At 69.5% G+C, this 15,041-nt stretch carries 12 protein-coding genes; 4 read left to right on the top strand and 8 right to left on the bottom strand.

The features are described 5' to 3' along the window. Window positions 1–8 precede the first annotated feature (8 nt). Window positions 9–905 carry an RluA family pseudouridine synthase gene (locus VZQ01_RS00135; RefSeq protein WP_426746602.1) on the bottom strand — a complete coding sequence of 299 codons (897 nt, stop codon included), beginning with the start codon at window positions 903–905 and terminating at the stop codon, window positions 9–11. Between the two features lie 175 nt (window positions 906–1,080). Here VZQ01_RS00135 and VZQ01_RS00130 point away from each other — a divergent pair, with 175 nt between their 5' ends. Next, a complete protein-coding gene (locus VZQ01_RS00130) occupies window positions 1,081–1,698 on the top strand; it encodes a hypothetical protein (protein ID WP_426746601.1) in 618 nt (205 codons plus the stop codon). A gap of 73 nt (window positions 1,699–1,771) precedes the next feature. Continuing rightward, on the top strand, window positions 1,772–2,668 hold the full coding sequence (locus tag VZQ01_RS00125) for a type VI secretion system accessory protein TagJ (RefSeq protein WP_223784330.1): 897 nt from the start codon (window positions 1,772–1,774) through the stop codon (window positions 2,666–2,668). Between the two features lie 13 nt (window positions 2,669–2,681). On the opposite strand, the gene VZQ01_RS00120 is transcribed toward VZQ01_RS00125, so the two are convergent. The 6 genes from VZQ01_RS00120 to VZQ01_RS00095 all read right to left on the bottom strand — a co-directional run bounded on the left by VZQ01_RS00120 (window position 2,682) and on the right by VZQ01_RS00095 (window position 12,010). Beyond that, complete coding sequence (locus tag VZQ01_RS00120) at window positions 2,682–5,645, bottom strand: Vps62-related protein (RefSeq protein ID WP_426746600.1); 2,964 nt, start codon at window positions 5,643–5,645, stop codon at window positions 2,682–2,684. 127 nt (window positions 5,646–5,772) lie between these two features. After that, a complete protein-coding gene (locus VZQ01_RS00115) occupies window positions 5,773–8,751 on the bottom strand; it encodes a Vps62-related protein (protein ID WP_426746599.1) in 2,979 nt (992 codons plus the stop codon). A gap of 169 nt (window positions 8,752–8,920) precedes the next feature. Next, window positions 8,921–10,195 (bottom strand): endonuclease/exonuclease/phosphatase family protein, encoded by a 1,275-nt coding sequence (locus VZQ01_RS00110; protein WP_426746598.1) that lies wholly within the window; start codon window positions 10,193–10,195, stop codon window positions 8,921–8,923. A gap of 230 nt (window positions 10,196–10,425) precedes the next feature. Continuing rightward, complete coding sequence (locus tag VZQ01_RS00105; RefSeq protein ID WP_426746597.1) at window positions 10,426–10,662, bottom strand: hypothetical protein; 237 nt, start codon at window positions 10,660–10,662, stop codon at window positions 10,426–10,428. A 141-nt stretch (window positions 10,663–10,803) separates the two neighbouring features. Next, entirely contained in the window at window positions 10,804–11,592 is a 789-nt protein-coding gene (locus tag VZQ01_RS00100; RefSeq protein ID WP_426746596.1) for a DUF4336 domain-containing protein, read from the bottom strand. A 43-nt stretch (window positions 11,593–11,635) separates the two neighbouring features. Next, window positions 11,636–12,010 (bottom strand): hypothetical protein, encoded by a 375-nt coding sequence (locus VZQ01_RS00095; protein ID WP_426746594.1) that lies wholly within the window; start codon window positions 12,008–12,010, stop codon window positions 11,636–11,638. Window positions 12,011–12,147: 137 nt separating this feature from the next. Here VZQ01_RS00095 and VZQ01_RS00090 point away from each other — a divergent pair, with 137 nt between their 5' ends. Continuing rightward, window positions 12,148–12,966: a tetratricopeptide repeat protein gene (locus tag VZQ01_RS00090; protein WP_426746593.1), complete on the top strand. Its 819-nt coding sequence runs from the start codon at window positions 12,148–12,150 to the stop codon at window positions 12,964–12,966. A 2-nt stretch (window positions 12,967–12,968) separates the two neighbouring features. Here the strand turns inward: VZQ01_RS00090 and VZQ01_RS00085 are convergent, their stop codons facing one another. After that, window positions 12,969–13,769, bottom strand: coding sequence for a class I SAM-dependent methyltransferase (locus VZQ01_RS00085; protein ID WP_426746592.1), 801 nt, complete (start codon window positions 13,767–13,769; stop codon window positions 12,969–12,971). A 118-nt stretch (window positions 13,770–13,887) separates the two neighbouring features. On the opposite strand from VZQ01_RS00085, the gene VZQ01_RS00080 reads away from it, so the two are divergent. Continuing rightward, window positions 13,888–14,904, top strand: a complete 1,017-nt coding sequence (locus tag VZQ01_RS00080; protein WP_223751080.1) for an AraC family transcriptional regulator — start codon at window positions 13,888–13,890, stop codon at window positions 14,902–14,904. The last annotated feature ends 137 nt before the right edge of the window (window positions 14,905–15,041 follow it).

Raw genomic sequence — 15,041 nt, 5'->3', positions numbered from 1 at the left:
GCCGCGCATCACCCGCCGAGCCGCAGCGCGGGCGGCAACGGCGCCTGGAACTGGAGTCGCTCGCCCGAGCCCGGATGCGTGAAGGCGAGGGACTCGGCGTGCAGCAGGTATCCTCCGTCTCCGGGCAGGCCCGGGTGCTCCGCGTGCGGAAGTCCCCCCGCGACGAAGAGCGGGTCTCCCACGAGCGGGTGGCCGATGAAGGCCAGGTGGATGCGGATCTGCTCCGAGCGCCCCGTGTGGATGTCGACCTCGAAGAGCGTGTCCTCCGCGCGTCGCTCCAGCACCCTCGCCGTGCTGTGTGAGGGCTTCCCCGTCGCACAGGCGCCGTGCACCTCTCCCAGTCTGGGGTGCGGCACCAGCCCGATGGGCGCGCGGATGTCGTAGGTCTCCTCGACGGCGAGGCCTTGCGCGAGCGCGCGATAGCGCTTGTTCACGCGGCCCTCGCGCCAGTCGCTCGACAGGCGCACCGCGGCGTCGCGCGTCCGGGTGAAGAGCACCAGGCCCGACGTCGCGCGTCCCAGCCGGTGCATGGGGACCGCCTCGGGCCAGCGCTCCTGGACGCGGGAGAGCAGGGTGTTCTTGAGGAACCCGCCCGAGGGCAGCGTCGGCAGTCCGCTCGGCTTCACCACGATGACCAGCTCCGCGTCCTCGTGCACCAGGTCGAACGACCGCGGCGCGTCCGGCTCCTCCCAGGGCGGGCGGTGCCAGCACAGCCACTGCCCCGCCTTCAGCGGCTCCGAGCCATCCGCGACGCGGTCATCGAGGCGCACCTCACCGCGCGCGAAGCGCCTGCGCCACTCCTCCTCCGTCGAGTGCCGGTACTTGTTCGTGAGGTGGGCGAGCGCGCTGCGGCCGGGCTGACGCCCGAGCTTCTCGCGGTACACATAGCCATCGTTGAGCAGCACCCGGGCACCCTATACCGCGCGAGCCCGAGGCGGGAGCCGCTCGTCCCAGGGAGCCGGGTGGGCGAGGGGCCGGACGTGGCCCGAAAATCCGCGGGAAATCCCCGCTGTAACCATGTGGGCGCTTCTGGCGAAGAAGGGGTGTCTGTCCCTCATTGCGCTCGGAAGGAAGTGACCCGTGAACATGCTGAGCAAGGTGGAGAATCGCTCGTCGGTGCGGCAGCAGCAGGGCCCGAAGACGGATGACGCGCAGCGCGCGGACGAAGCACGCAAGCGGGCGGAGGCGGAGGTTCGCGCGGCGAACGCGGCGAAGGAGGCGGAGAAGCAGGCCCGTCGCCAGGCGGAGGCCGCCCAGAAGGCCGAAGCGGAGGCCTCCCGCGCGCGTGAGGAGGCGGAGAAGAAGGCGAAGGCGCCGGGACAGACGCCCGAGCAGCAGGAGCTGTCGAGGCAGGCCCTGAAGGAAGCCCAGGCCGCGGAGAAGGCCGCCGAGGCGACGCTGACCGACGCGAAGAAGCAGCTCCAGGCCGCCTCCGCCAAGACGACCGAGGCCACGCGCCGCGCCGAGGAGGCCAAGAAGAAGGCGAACGACGCGGCCGAGCGCGCCGGGCAGACGCCGCCGTACGGCAAGCAGCAGGCGATGACCCACGAGATGTCCACCTTCGAGGACGCTCCGCCGAACCAGGAGATGGAGAAGCTGATGGGCCGCACGCAGCCCGCGAGCGGCACGCAGTCCATGCCCGTCTCGGACCTGCCGATGATGAGGCCCTCGGACGGCATGCGCTCGATGAGCGTCTGAGTCCGGCTCCCGCATTCCCACGTCCTCGACGCGCACGCTATGGTCGCCGCGCGGCGAACGGGGGACATGAGCCATGGCGCAGATCGAGCAGCACCTCGCGAAGGGTGACTTCCAGGCGGCACTCCAGTTGATCGACGCGGAGCTGTCCTCCGCGCCATCCGCGGACCGGTGGCTGATGGCGTTCAACGTGCGAGTGCGCCTGGAGGACTTCGACGGAGCCCTGCGCGCCCTCGACGCCCTGGTGAAGCTGGACCCCGATGTCTCCGATGGCGTGACCTTCCTGGGCCACTGCGCCAACCTGGAGCGCCTGCACTCCCTGCGCAGGAAGGACCCCACCCTGGCCAACGAGCGAGGCGCGCTGCAGGCGCCGCAGCCGTTCTCCCGCGCCTACCTCCAGGCCGCCGTCTCCCACGCGAAGGGCGACTTCTCCGACGCGGCCCGCGTCCTGAAGGACATCGCGGGCGCCGCACCCAAGGTCCCTGGAACGCTGACACGCACCAACGGCGCCCGCGTCCGCTTCACCGATATGATCGACTCAGATGACCTGACGGGACCGCACCTGCCATGCTTCCAGGCCGGCACCGTGCTGGACATCCCCTACAACGAGCTCGCCTCCATCCAGTTCGAGCGGCCGCGCAGCTCCATGGATGCCGTGTGGGTCCCCGCCGTCTTCCAGACGCTCACGGGGCAGCAGTTCGAGACCCGCGTGCCCTCGCGGTATCCGGGCTCCGGTCTGCACGGCAACGCCGCCGTGCGCCTGGGAGAGATGACCCTCTGGGAGCACGAGCCCCACGGTTATGCCGTGGCGTTCGGCCAGCGGGACTTCAACCTCGCGCACGAGGACGGCGGCCTCGGCCTGGTGGGGCTCCTCCAGGTGGCTCGCATCGACTTCGACGCGGGGCGCCGGCCCACGGCCGAAGAGCCTCGGCCGAAGGAGAAGAAGTCCTTCTGGTCGAAGCTCTTCGGGTGAGCCGGCGCGCTGGCTACTCCATCGTCATGGCGCTCGGGTGCGCGAAGCCCTTCTTCAGCGGAGCGGTGGGGCCTCCGTTGAGGATGCACTCGCCGGAGCGCTCCGAGACGATGTTGTCGCAGCCCGCCTTGTCATTGCCCCAGTCCGACGTGATGTTGAGCCACGCCAGCGAGCCGGTGAAAGTCCCCATCGGCTGCCAGTGGAAGATGACCGGCCGGTCCCACGCGTTCCAGCTCACGCCATGGCCCGTCATGTCATCCAGCGTGCCGTTGTTGGGGAGGTACTCGTACGTGTGCTTGCCCGGGGTTGCGTAGAGCGCGTGGGAGCCTTGCGCCGCGTAGGCCGTGGGACGGAAGCCCGACAGCGCCATGTCCTTGTGCCCGAACTCGAAGAGCCCGCCGTGCGAGTGCTGGCTCATGTAGACATACGCGGGCCGCCCGTCGATGAACCGCACGGTGAGGTGCTCCCAGTCCCCCACGTGGTTGCCGAAGGTGGACTTGCCCACGCCCAGACAGCCGCCTCCGGTGTCGTAGCCGATGCAGACCTCCTTGCCCGCGTTGTACGGGTAGAACGTCCAGTAGATGAGGTCGGTGACGTTCGTGGGCATCCCCAGCGACGTGCGGCGGACCTTCTGGATGTAGACGGGCACGTGCGTCTGGTCCGGCCGCTGACCGTCGAGGAACGCGGGGGCCGTACACGACGGGCACCCGAGCGACTGGTTCGTCTTCAGGTGGGTCCCGGTGTCGTGCACGTTCGCGAGGAAGAACTCCACCGAGGAGGGCATGTAGTACTCCCCCGGGTGGAGGTAGATGCGCGGCGCGTACTGGAACGCGGCCAGCTCGTCGACCAGCCCGCCTTGCAGCTCCGGATTGGCGAGCATGCTCTTGTTGAGCGCCCAGAAGCGCGAGGCGTCCGCGCCGCCGTAGCCTCCCTGGCCCACCATGACGGGGACCGTCAGCGCGCGATGGTCCACGCCGCCCGTCTGGAAGACGGAGCCGTCATTGTGTCCCCCCGAGCCCTGGTCGTTCCAGATCCAGCTCGAGGTGCCCGGAAGGACATACTCCGAGCGGACGCAGCGGATGAGGTCGGTGGAAGGCTTGTCGTAACCCAGCTGGGCCACTGAACCCAGACACGTGTAGCCCGGGGGCGCCACGGGGTGCCAGAAGCCGACGTCGTGGCTGCCGCCCGTGCCACGGTCATTCCAGACGAACGTGTAGTCGACCGGACGCGCCAGCACGTCCCCCTCGCCCTTGACCACGAAGGTCATCCTCGGCGCGGGGTTGTGGTCCGGCATGGCGACATCGCCCAGGGAGTAGTAGCCGGGCAGCTGGCTGAGGTTGGGACGCCAGACGGAGACGTCGTTGTCCGCGTGGGTCCCGAAGTCGTCGTAGATCCAATCGAACCCACTGGTCGCCTGGACCCAGAGCCGGAGCGGGGCTCGCAGGCGCGCCTTGTCGGAGCGGAGCGTGAACTCCCCCGCGCGTCCCACCAGCGTCGTCGCGGCGACCAGCTTGTACGTGCCGGGGTTGAGGTAATACGAGATGCGCGCGACAGGGCCCCCGTCCCGGTTGTTGACCTCCGCGAGCACCCGGTTGCTGGTGTCCAGCAGGTAGAGATAGGGGCCGACGTTGGCCTCCAGCTCGAACGTCACGACGTCCGGCGCTCCGGTGTAGTCGACGATAAACTGGCGGTTGTCGAGGCTGCTCGGGAACTGGCCGCCGGACGGCGTCCAGCGTCCGTGCAGGGTGTTGTGGTCATTCCGCTCGGTGGTGGACTCGACGATGATGCTGGACGTCTGCGCCTGGAACGGCTGTCCGGCGAGGTCCGTGTCCTGGGTGAGCACGAGCCGTTCGCCCTGGAAGCCGCCGTGCCAGAAGAGGGTGACGCGGTAGCCCTCGGGCACGCGGATGGAACGCAGCGTGTCGTTGCCGAGGGTCAACTGGCTCAGGTCGTAGCGGCCCGCGAGCAGCGTCTGCTGCGCTCCCTGGAAGCCATTGCCCGTGTAGAGGATGACCGGCGCCTCCACCTTGAGGCTCGACGCCTTCAAGTCGATCGCCTGGCCCGTCAGGTCCGTGTCCGACGTGAGGGTGGCCGGTGTGCCCTTGAAGGCCCGGTCCGGATAGAGCGTGAGCAGCCAGCCTCGCGGCACGCGCACCGAGTGGATGGCGTCCTCGCCCACCGACAGCTCGGCGGCGTCGTAGAACCCGGGCTGGAGCGTCTGGGGCAGGGCGGTGGACGTGCTCGCGGGGTAGACGCCGACCGTGGGCGTCCACGCCGTCGCGGCGCCAGCGTAGAACAGGGGGAGGCTTCCGCCGTCGAACCCGTTGGAGTCCGCGGGGCCGATCCAGCCGCAGTAGCCACCGCCTCGCAGCGCGACGACCTGGTCTCCCCAGGAGTAGACGCTCGCGCCGTGCTGGGCGTAGCCCTTCACCGCGAAGGCCTCGGTGGCCACCTTGAACGCGGTGCCCCGGAGGTCGATGTTGGCCCGGCCCGAGTCCGCCCAATCGCAGGACATCGCGTTGGCGAACGGCATGGAGGTGACGGGCTGGCCACCATGGAAGACCTGTCCGGTGGAGGTCGCGAAGGTCGTGTCCGTCGTGTCCACGTGCAGGGTGTGCGGATTGATGCGCAGCCTCGAGTAGACGGTGCGAACCGTGGTGCCAGGGGTCGCGCCTCCCGCGGTGTACTGGGCGAAGTTGGCGAGCTGTCCCTTCTCACGCGGCGTGAGGTACTCACGCGGCGTCCCCGCCATGTCATGGCACCAGGCCATCCACGGCCGTGCGGGGTCTCCCATGAAGTGCAGGGCGTACTCGCCATCTCCCGCGGTGGGACGGGCCGCGCGAATCTCCTGACAGGACTTTTCCCTCACGGGCCCCAGCGGCTGCTCCACCACCTGCAGCGCGTCCAGCTCCCCGGGCCCTGGCTCCTCCGGGGTCACCTCGTCGGGTGACACCGGCTGACAACCGATACAGAGCACGACGAGGGCGCTCCACCGCTTCCATCCAAGACGCCGAGGCATTCTTGCAAGACCGTCCTTTCATCCAAGGAGTGATGTCTCCTTCGACGAAAGGACGGCGGGGTGGAGCGCGTGTTATTTTCGGCGACTATTGCATCGACAGGTTGCCCGGCTGGGTGAACGGTCGGGCCATGGGGGCCTTGGGGCCCGGGTTGAGGATGCAGTCGCTCACGTAGATCAGGTTCGGGTTGCCGCAGCCGGCCTTGTCATTGCCCCAGTCCACGGTGAGGTTGAACCGCTCCAGCCCGGGCGTGGTGTACGTCCCCGCCGGCTGCCAGGGGAAGATGACGGCGTTGCTCCAGCCATCCCAGGCGAGGCCTGGCCCCGTGTCATCGTGGTAGTACTCGCTGAAGTTGGCCTGGGCGTAGGTGTATCGGCCAGGGGCTGGATACAGGCCATGGGAGCCCTGGGCCGCGTAGACCTCGGGGTGGAGGTCCACCAGCGCCAGGTCCTTGCTGGCGAAGTGGGTGGGCGGACGTCCCGTGCGCTGGCTCATGGCCAGCTGGGTCGGTCGGCCGTCGACGAACCGCAGGGTGAGGTGCTCCCAATCCCCCACGTGGTTGTCGAAGGTCGTGTATTGCATGCAGGTGCGAAGGAGGTGATGCCACTGTGTGCAGATGGGCTTGCCACGGTTGTAGGGATAGAACAGCCAATAGACGACGTCCGTGGTGTTGGTAGGCAGGCCCGCCTGGGTGCGCGGGATGATCTGCGCGTAGACGGGGACGGTGTGCTGGTCCGGGCGCTTGCCCTGGAGGAACGGCAGGTTCGTGCACTCGGGGCAGGCGAGCGCGTCACGGGTCCTCAGCCGCGTGCCGTCGTCCACCATGTTCGGCACGAAGTCATTCATCCCGGCGGGAAAGTACGTCTCGTTCGGGTGGAGCCGGATGCGCGGGGCGTAGCGGAGCACCGTGAGGTCGTCGACGAAGCCGCCCTGCAGCTCCGGGTTGGCGAGCGCGCTGTTGTTGAGGGCCCAGAACCGCGAGCCATCCGGACCGTCGTAGTTCCCCTGGCCGACGAAGGTGGACGTCGCCAGCGTGCGGTGGTCCCTGGGGTCCGCCTGCCACAGCGCGATGTCTCCACTCGCCTTGCCGGAGCCCTTGTCGTTCCAGACCCAGCTGGCGCCCGCGGGCAGCACGTACTCATCCTTGACGCAGCGGATGCGGTCCGTGGGAGGCGCGTTGTAGCCCAGCTCCACGACGGAACCCAGACAGGTGTAGCCAGGGGGAGGCACGGGTTGCCAGAAGGCGGCATCGTGGTTGCCTCCCGTGCCGCCGTCCTCCCAGATCCGGTTGTAATAGAGCGGCCTGGCGAGCAGGTCTCCCTCGCCGGAGACCGCGAACGTCATCCGCGGTGCCTGTCCATGGCCGGGCATGGCGATGTCGCCCAGCGAGTAGTAGCCGGGGTGCTGGCTGAGGTCGGGACGCCAGACGGAGACATCGTCATGGGAGCCCGTGCCGCTGTCGTCGTAGGCCCACGTGAAGGTGTTCACCGTCCTCACCCAGAGCTTCTGGGGATAGCTCAGGCGCGCCTTGTCGGAGCGGACCGTGAAGTCCGCCGTCCGCCCCGCCTGGGCGGTGGCGGCCACCAGCTTGTACGTGCCCGGGCTCAGGAAGTACGCGAGGCGCGCGCGGCCGTCTCCCAGCGTCTCCCCGCCCTCCAGGAGCACCTGCCCGTTGGCATCCAGGAGGTAGAGGTAGGGGTCGACGCCGGCCTCCAGCTCGAAGCTCACGACATCGGGGCGGCCCGTGTAGTCGACGGTGAAGGCGCGGTTGCGAGTGCTGCCCTTGTCCTGTCCTCCCGAGGAGAGCCAGCGGCCGTGGACGATGTTGTTGTGCCGGGCGGTGGTGGACTCGACGATGATGCTGGAGGTCTGCGCGTCGAACTCGTGGCCCGAGAGGTCGGTGTTCTCGGTGAGGATGAGCCGCCCGCCCTGGAAGCCGCCATGCCAGTAGAGCGTGACCTGGAATCCCTCCGGCACCTCGATTGAGCGCAGGGCGTCGTTGCCGATGGTGAGCTGCGACAGATCGTAGCGGCCGGCGCGAAGCGTCTGACGGGCGCCTTGATAGCCGTGGCCGGCGTGGAGCGTGACCTCGGCCTTCACCTCGATGCCGCGGGCCTGGCGGTACCATGGGTTGCCGACGATTTCGGCGTCGCCGCCGAGGAAGTGCCTGGTGCCGGTGAAGCCCGGGCCGGCATGGAGCACGACGCTCCAGCCTCGTGGGACATGGACGGCGCCGAGGCCCTGGGGGCCCAGGTTCAGGTCCTGGGTGAGGTAGTAGCCGGGCTGCAGCGGCTTCGCGGTGGCCTCCGAGCCGTCCACGGGATAGACGCGGGCGACGGGCGTCCAGGGGCTGTCGGCCAGGGTGTAGAACAGGGGCAGCTTCCCGCCGGTGAGCCCGTCGGCGTTGAGCGGGGCGTTCGAGCCGCAGTAACCGCCGCCCTTCAGCGAGACGACCTGGTCGGCGAAGCTGTAGACCTGGGAGCCGACCTGTCCCCAGCCGGTGACGACGAACGCCTCCGGGGCGACCCGGAACGGCGTGCCTCGCAGGTCGATGTTGGCCCGGCCGGAGTCAGCCCAATCGCAGGACATCGCCGTGGCGAAGGGCATGGAGGTGACGGGCAGGCCGGCGTGAGCAAGCTCACCGGTGCTGGTCGCGAAGGTCGTGTCGGAGGTGTCCACCTCCAGGGTGTAGGGATTGATGCGGAGCCTGGAGTACCGGCTGCGCACGGTGGTGCCCGGTGAGGCGACGCCCGCGGTGTATTGGGAGAAGTTGGAGAAGAGGGTGCGCTCCTGGAGGGGCAGGTACTCCTTGGGTACTCCTGTCATCCCGTGGCAGTAGACGCGCCATGGCCAGGCCGGGTCCCCCAGCACATACAGCGTGTACTCCCCATCCGGAGCCGAGGGCCGGGCCTGCTGGATGTCCAGACATGACTCCTCCCTGGGGGAGGCGAGCTCCCGCTGGAGGGAGGCGAGGCTGAGCTCCGCCCCTTCTTCCAGGACTTCACCCTGACAGCCCATCGCGAGTGTTGTGAGGCACCCCAGCAGCTTCCTGCCAATCCGACCCATTGCTTTGACCTCTCCCAGCGTGAATTCCGCGAGCAGGAGACGGGATGGGGGCCTGGGTTGTTATTTTCGTTGGGGACTTCCTGAATTTTCGGGCCGCGGTGTCCTTGATGATGAGTGACGGTGAGGGCGGACTCGAACCCCGAGGTTCGAATCCGCCGTCCCGAAACCCTCACGTCGCCTTCGTGGGTGCCGGCTTCCCGTTCTGGCCCTTCGCCGGGCGCGGCGTGTAGTGCGCCACGACAGGCTGGTGGTCCGAGGACTCCGTGCTCCGGTCCACCTCGAAGAGGACAGGCTCCAGCTCCGGGCTCGCGTAGAAGTTGTCGAAGCGCTTGCCCGTGGCCGGCACCACGCCGGACTCGTCCGGCAGGGACGTGAGCGTCGCGCTGTCCGCGATGTCCTGCAATCGCAGCCAGTGCTCGCTGCCGCGCTGCACCTTGCCCGAGCGCAGCTCCGCGCAGGCCTGCTTCGGCGTCATCATCGCTCCGCCGGGCAGGCGCACTCGCGTCACGGCCGCGTGGGCAATCGTCTCCGGCAGCCCCTGCTCCAACATGTGCAGCTCGTGCCGCAGGCGCGGGTCCGAGATGTTGCCCACGCCCTTGTCGCCCACGCTCGTGTTCGGCTCGCCGTAGCGCACGGCGTACTCCTCCACCGTGTCCGTGTCGTCGTACGTCCTCAGGTGCGCCATCAGCCAGGAGCCGCCCGTCTTGATGGCGGTGTTGGCGTTGAAGTCACCCAGCGCCACCGCGTGCGGGGCCTCCCGGTGACGCACCAGCAGGTTCAGCTGCCGCATGTTGTGCGCGTTGATGCCGGAGTCCCCCAGCGTGTGGTGCACGTTGTAGAGGACGACGGGAAGCCCTCCGACGTCCAGCCGGACCATGAGCGCGCCCCGGTCCTCGGGAATCTCGCACGGGTCCCCGCCGCGACGCTGGATGGCGGCGGCGCGCTCGGCGTCGGAGATGACGTAGGTGAAGTGGGCCGCGTCCGCGAGCGGATGCCGGGTCAGGAACGCCTTGCCGTTGACCAGCCGAGTGCCGTGGAGCCCGTCGCTGCCGTGGTACGCCAGGTGGAAGCCGTAGCGCGCCGCCAGCAGCACGGAGATGGGGACGTTGGCCTCCTGCAGGCCGATGACGTCAGGCATGCGGCCCTCGGCCTCCAGCTCGTCGAAGTACGCCAGCAGCGCGGCGCGGCGCTGGCCCCCGAGCAGGATGTTGTAACTCATCACCGTGAGCCCCGGGCCCGTGGTCGGGCGGGGCTCGGGGTGACGGACGATGATGGCGCGCCCGTCGCCGAGCTGGCGCTCCGTGGCGGGCAGCTTGAGGGCATCGAGCGTCGGCAGGACGAGCGTCGAGTCCCTCCGCGGATGCGGCTCATCAATCGGGGTGGCCATCCGGCCGAGCAGGGGGCCCACGCCGGGCAGGTGCTCCAAGACCTCGGGCACCTTCATACGGCCTCCCGGGACGCGCGCGGGGCGCGGGGCAGCGAGTCGAGCTGACGAGCGACGGTATCCACCAATCCTCCTGAGTGCCCCTCAAGTTCGGTGCGGCTCCTCCGACTGGCCAGGGGCAAGCCCCCCCGAAACGCGGGGTTGTCTTCCTCGCTGGGAAGGAGAGCAGGCGGACAGGAAGGCACCGCCTTCCTTTCTGGGTCTCGGGGCAGGGGACCGGGGACAGGCCTTCAGCAGCAGGTGCGGCGACAGGCGCGCAGGCGCGACGTGCACACCGCCTGGCAATCGGCCTCGCCCTCGCAAGCGTCCCAGCAGGTGCCGAAGGTCCCGTCGCAGTCATCGCAGCACGCGGCCGCGAGCCGCTCCATCTGCTCGACCTCGACCCGCGGCGGCGCGTCCTCGGCCGCCACGGCCACGCCGGCCCCACAGCAGACTCCGACGAACAGCGCCACGAGCATCGTTCTCATGTGTCCCCCCACGGCCTGGACTCGACCCGGACCGTGGTTGTCCCACGGCGACGACGGGTCGACCCCCGAGGAGACGGCGCTTGTCCGAAATCTTCGGTTGCCTCGTACCGCGGGGCAGGTGCGAGGCGTCCGGGCGACGGCTCAACGCACCCAGGCGAAGGCGCGCTCCAACCGGGGCAGGGCATCTTCGAGGTAGCTGCGCCCATGTCCCACGACGACGCGCTGGGGCCTCCACGCGAGCATCCGCTGGTAGCAGGCGCGCGCAGCGGTCTTGCGTCCCCAGGCCGTGAGCTGGACCTCCCTGGGCGTCTGTCCCGGCCACATCGCCCCGCCGAGCGTGAGCATCCATCGGAAGCGCGGCTGGACGCGCTCATGCTCCAGCGCGATGACCATGTCTGCGACGAGCAACGTCGACGAGTCTCGATGGAAGAACACGACCTCTTCGATGTAGCGGCTGCCTCGGAAGATGAGCTGGTCGATGTCGTCCGCCCAGACCTCCGGCGCGCCGTCTGCGAGTTCCGCGTCGAACGGGGCGTCGAGCTTCTGTGAGCGGGCGCGCTCACGCACCCCCGGAGACGCCCAGGCTGTCGCGCGGGGGTAGCGCGCCTTCCACGCGGCGATGGAGACGTAGTGCAGCCGGTTGGGGGAGACGAGGTGCTCGACGGGGCCCAGCGCATCGACCTCCGCGAACAGCTCGGGCGTGGGCGCGATGGGGGACCACAGCCACAGCCCTCCCGAGCGCAGGCGGATGATGACCATGCGCGTGGGGAAGGGCAGGGTGATGGGCCCCACCTTCATCTCGATGACGGGCCCGTCCACGCACCAGAGCCCCTCCGCCACCGGCTTGAGCGTGCACAGCGGCGCATAGGGCCGGATGCCGTGGGACCACTCCTCCTGTTCGTCGACCCGCTCGCGCGTTCCCGAGGTCATGGCCGCGAAGCCTACCGCCCGAGGCCAGGGCCGTCGAAGACGCTCAGCGCGCGCGCACCGTGCACGAGGTCTTGATGAAGTCCACGTCGTCGTAATACGCGCAGGTGAAGTACACGTTGACCTCGGGCCGATCGGCGCAGTCCCGACGCCCCGTCTGCGTGATGAGATCCGTGTCCAGGCTCACGCACTCGCAGCTGCTGCAGCCTTCCTGCTTCTTCAGACACACGTGGCTCGTCGTCGCGGTGACGATGGTGCCGCAGTACTCCGTGGCGCGCTTGCAGCGCGTGTCCCCACACTCGACCGTCTCCGGGAAGGACGTGTCGCCTCCGTCGTCCTTCCCATCGTCCCCCTTCGAGTCGCTCCCGCAGCCCACCACCAGCATGGAGAGAAGCACCAGGTACTTCGCCGTCGCCTTCATGTCGTCCTCCCGAAGAGTCACAGGGGGCAGCAACGCCCCCGCCTGAAGGGAGGAGACAGGCCGCGAGACACCGTTGCAGGAAATCGACAGCCCCCCCTCGTGCGCGGAGGCCATACCGCGTCATCGGAATATTCGTTATGTTCCGAACAATGGCGCGGTGGCGACTGCTGGCGATGTGTCTCTTCGGGATGACGGCGTGCGCGACGACACCGACGGCCCCTCCGGTGCCTGCCTCGTGCGAGCCTGGAGCGTTGCTGCCGTGCGCGGAGTGGGGGCAGAAGCTCTTGCGCGAGGGCGACCGCTATCGCGCCACCGAGGCCTTCGCCAAGGCCTGTGAGGAAGGCGACCTGTCGGCGTGCATGACGGAGGGCGAGCTGCGCAAGGAGGCCGGGGACTACAACGGCGCCGAGCGCCCCCTGCGCAAGGTCTACGACACGGGCCAGGAGTCCGCCGCCATCGCGCTGGCGGAGGTGCACGAGGCCCGTGGCGGCCCCAGGGACCTCCAGCTCGCCTCGGACTTCCGCCACGAGGCCCTCGCGCTGAACAAGCCGGACACGGAGGTGGTCTTCGCCCTGCGCGTGACGTCCGAGGCGGGCGCCGCGACGGACCTGTCCTTCAACCTGCAGCCCATGGCCTTCAACCACCGGCGCCTGGGCTTCGGGGTGAACACCGTCCTGGGGCCCCCCGACCTCTTCGAGATCAACGGCTTCGGTGGCTATCAACACTACGTGTCGCCCTGGTTCGTCCCCTACGCGCGGCTGATGATGGGCGCCCGCTCGGTGGCCGGAGGCAGCGCGCTGAACGTCGGCGGCGAGGCCGGAGCCAAGCTGGCGTGGGAGGACATCGGCCACATCAACATGGCCGCGGGCGTCTCCATGGCCAGCGGTGGCTACTTCTCCGTGGGCCTGGGCCTCAATGGCATCATCGTCCTGGCGATCCTGCTGCAGATCCGCTGAGCTCACTTCGTGGGCATCCCCAGCACGTAGGAGATGGCCGCCTTGCCCGGCGCCTTCACCTCGCCGACCTCCCAGGTGTAGCCCTCCTTCGCGAGGGACTCGGTCATCGCGGCGAGCTCACGCGGATGGTGCACCCGCAGCGCGGACACCAGCCCGTCCCAGAAGATGAGCAGCGGCGCCACCGGCACCCCGTACGTGAGCAGCAGGCGCAGCGGCGTCATGGGCCGCACCAGCGGGGTGAAGAGCAGCACCAGCACCGGCACCAGCAGCATGGACAGCACCCCGACCGGCGTGCGGCGCACCGTCTCGAACGCCGCGATGGCAACACCTCGTGCCTGTGCATCCGCCAGCACCTGCCGGGCTTCTTCGGGACGGAAGTGGTGGAGCGCGTTGAACAGCGTCCGCATGCCGCGCAGGTCCGAGGGCACCTGGAGCGCGTCCACCGAGCGCTCCAGGTAGGTGACACCCTCGCCGCGCGCCCGCTCGGCGGCCTCCGCGTTGGGATACTTGTCCGACAGGAGCACGCGCGCTTCCACGCCGTGCTTCTCCGCCAGCAGGCGCTTGAGCCGGGGCAGCGGTCCGCGTCCCCCCGAGCCCAGATCCAAGAGCGCGTCGCTCCCGGAGGACTCCAGGCCTCGCGCGAGCACCTCCGTGGCGCCGTCGAAGAGGCCCAGGCGCGAGCTGACGGTGTGCAGGTAGTCGGTCGCCAGGTCCCTCAGGGCGTGGGGGAACCAGTCCTGGTCGATGAACTCGAAGAGGTGCAGCCGGGGCACGCAGGCGCGAGCGGTGACGGTGTCGTTCATGCGCCAAGGGTGCCGCCCCGAGCGCCCGGCCGCAGTGACAGCCCGCGCCAGAACGGCTTGCCGCGCGCGCCAGCCGGCGACTACCGTCCGCCGTGTGCCGAAGCCGTCCTCCAGTGGCGTGCCGTCACTCTCCGCCCGACTGGCGCGCCAGGCCCTGCGCATCGCGAGTCGGATGGGGCTGCCCGTGGAGACGCTGCTGCGGCGCGCGGTGGGCCTGAGCCTGGAGGACCTGGACGACCCGGAGCTGCGCGTCCCCTACGCGGTCCTCGACGACCTGCTGGAAGAGATGGAGTCCCTGTCCGGCGACGCCAACCTGGGGCTGCACCTCGCCCGCGTGGACATGGTGGACCTGGACGACCCGGCCACCTTCGTGGTGCTCACCAGCGCCACGCTGCGCGACTCGATGGAGCGCGGCGTCCGCTACCAGCGCGTGTGGGGCGACGGCGAGCGCTTCCGGATGGAGGACACCGCGCGCGGCGTGCGCATGCGCTTCACGCCCGTGGGCGCGTGGCGGCCCGCGCACCGGCACCTGGTGGAGGCCGCGCTGAGCCAGTTCGTCACCGGCGTGCGCGCCTTCACCGGCGAGGACGTGCACCCGCTGCGCGTGCGCTTCGCCCACCCGGCGCCCCAGGACGTGTCCGAGCACCAGGCCCTGTTCCAGGCGCCGCTGGAGTTCGACGCGCCCTTCAGCGACATCGAGTTCTCCCACGAGGACGCCAGCCGCCCCTTCGTCCACGCGGACACGCTGCTGCACGCCATGTTCGAGCGGCTGGCCCAGCGCGCCCTGGAGAAGCTCCCGGCGCTGAGCACCACGGCGGACCGCGTGCGCGAGCAGGTACGGCAGGCCCTCTCGGGTGGGGACGCGTCCTTCCAGGCCGTGGCCCGGGCGCTGCGCGTGCCTCCCCGCACCCTCCAGCGTCGTCTGGCCGAGGAGGGCCACTCGTACGCGGGCATCGTCGACACCCTGCGACGTGAGCTGTCCGGCATCTACCTGCGACGTCGCATGTCCATCGCGGAGGTCTCCTTCCTGCTGGGCTACGCCGAGCCCGCCGCCTTCCACCGCGCCTTCAAGCGCTGGTGGGGCCAGAGCCCCGAGCGCTTCCGCCGCGAGCAACAGGACTCCTCTTCTTCCTGATTTGCACGTGTTACGGCGTGTCAACGGGTCCGCCGGGACTGCGCGCGACATGTCTGGGAATGCTGGAGCGGGCGGGCGGACAAGGACCGTTTGACTCGCTTGGCGGCGCGTTCCTAGCATCCGGGGATATCGCAGCG

It is taken from the genome of Myxococcus faecalis (assembly GCF_050039385.1).
GTDB classification, from domain to species: Bacteria; Myxococcota; Myxococcia; order Myxococcales; family Myxococcaceae; genus Myxococcus; species Myxococcus fulvus.
The sequence above is the reverse complement of the archived record's forward strand: the minus strand, read 5'-3'. Positions and strand labels throughout refer to the sequence as shown.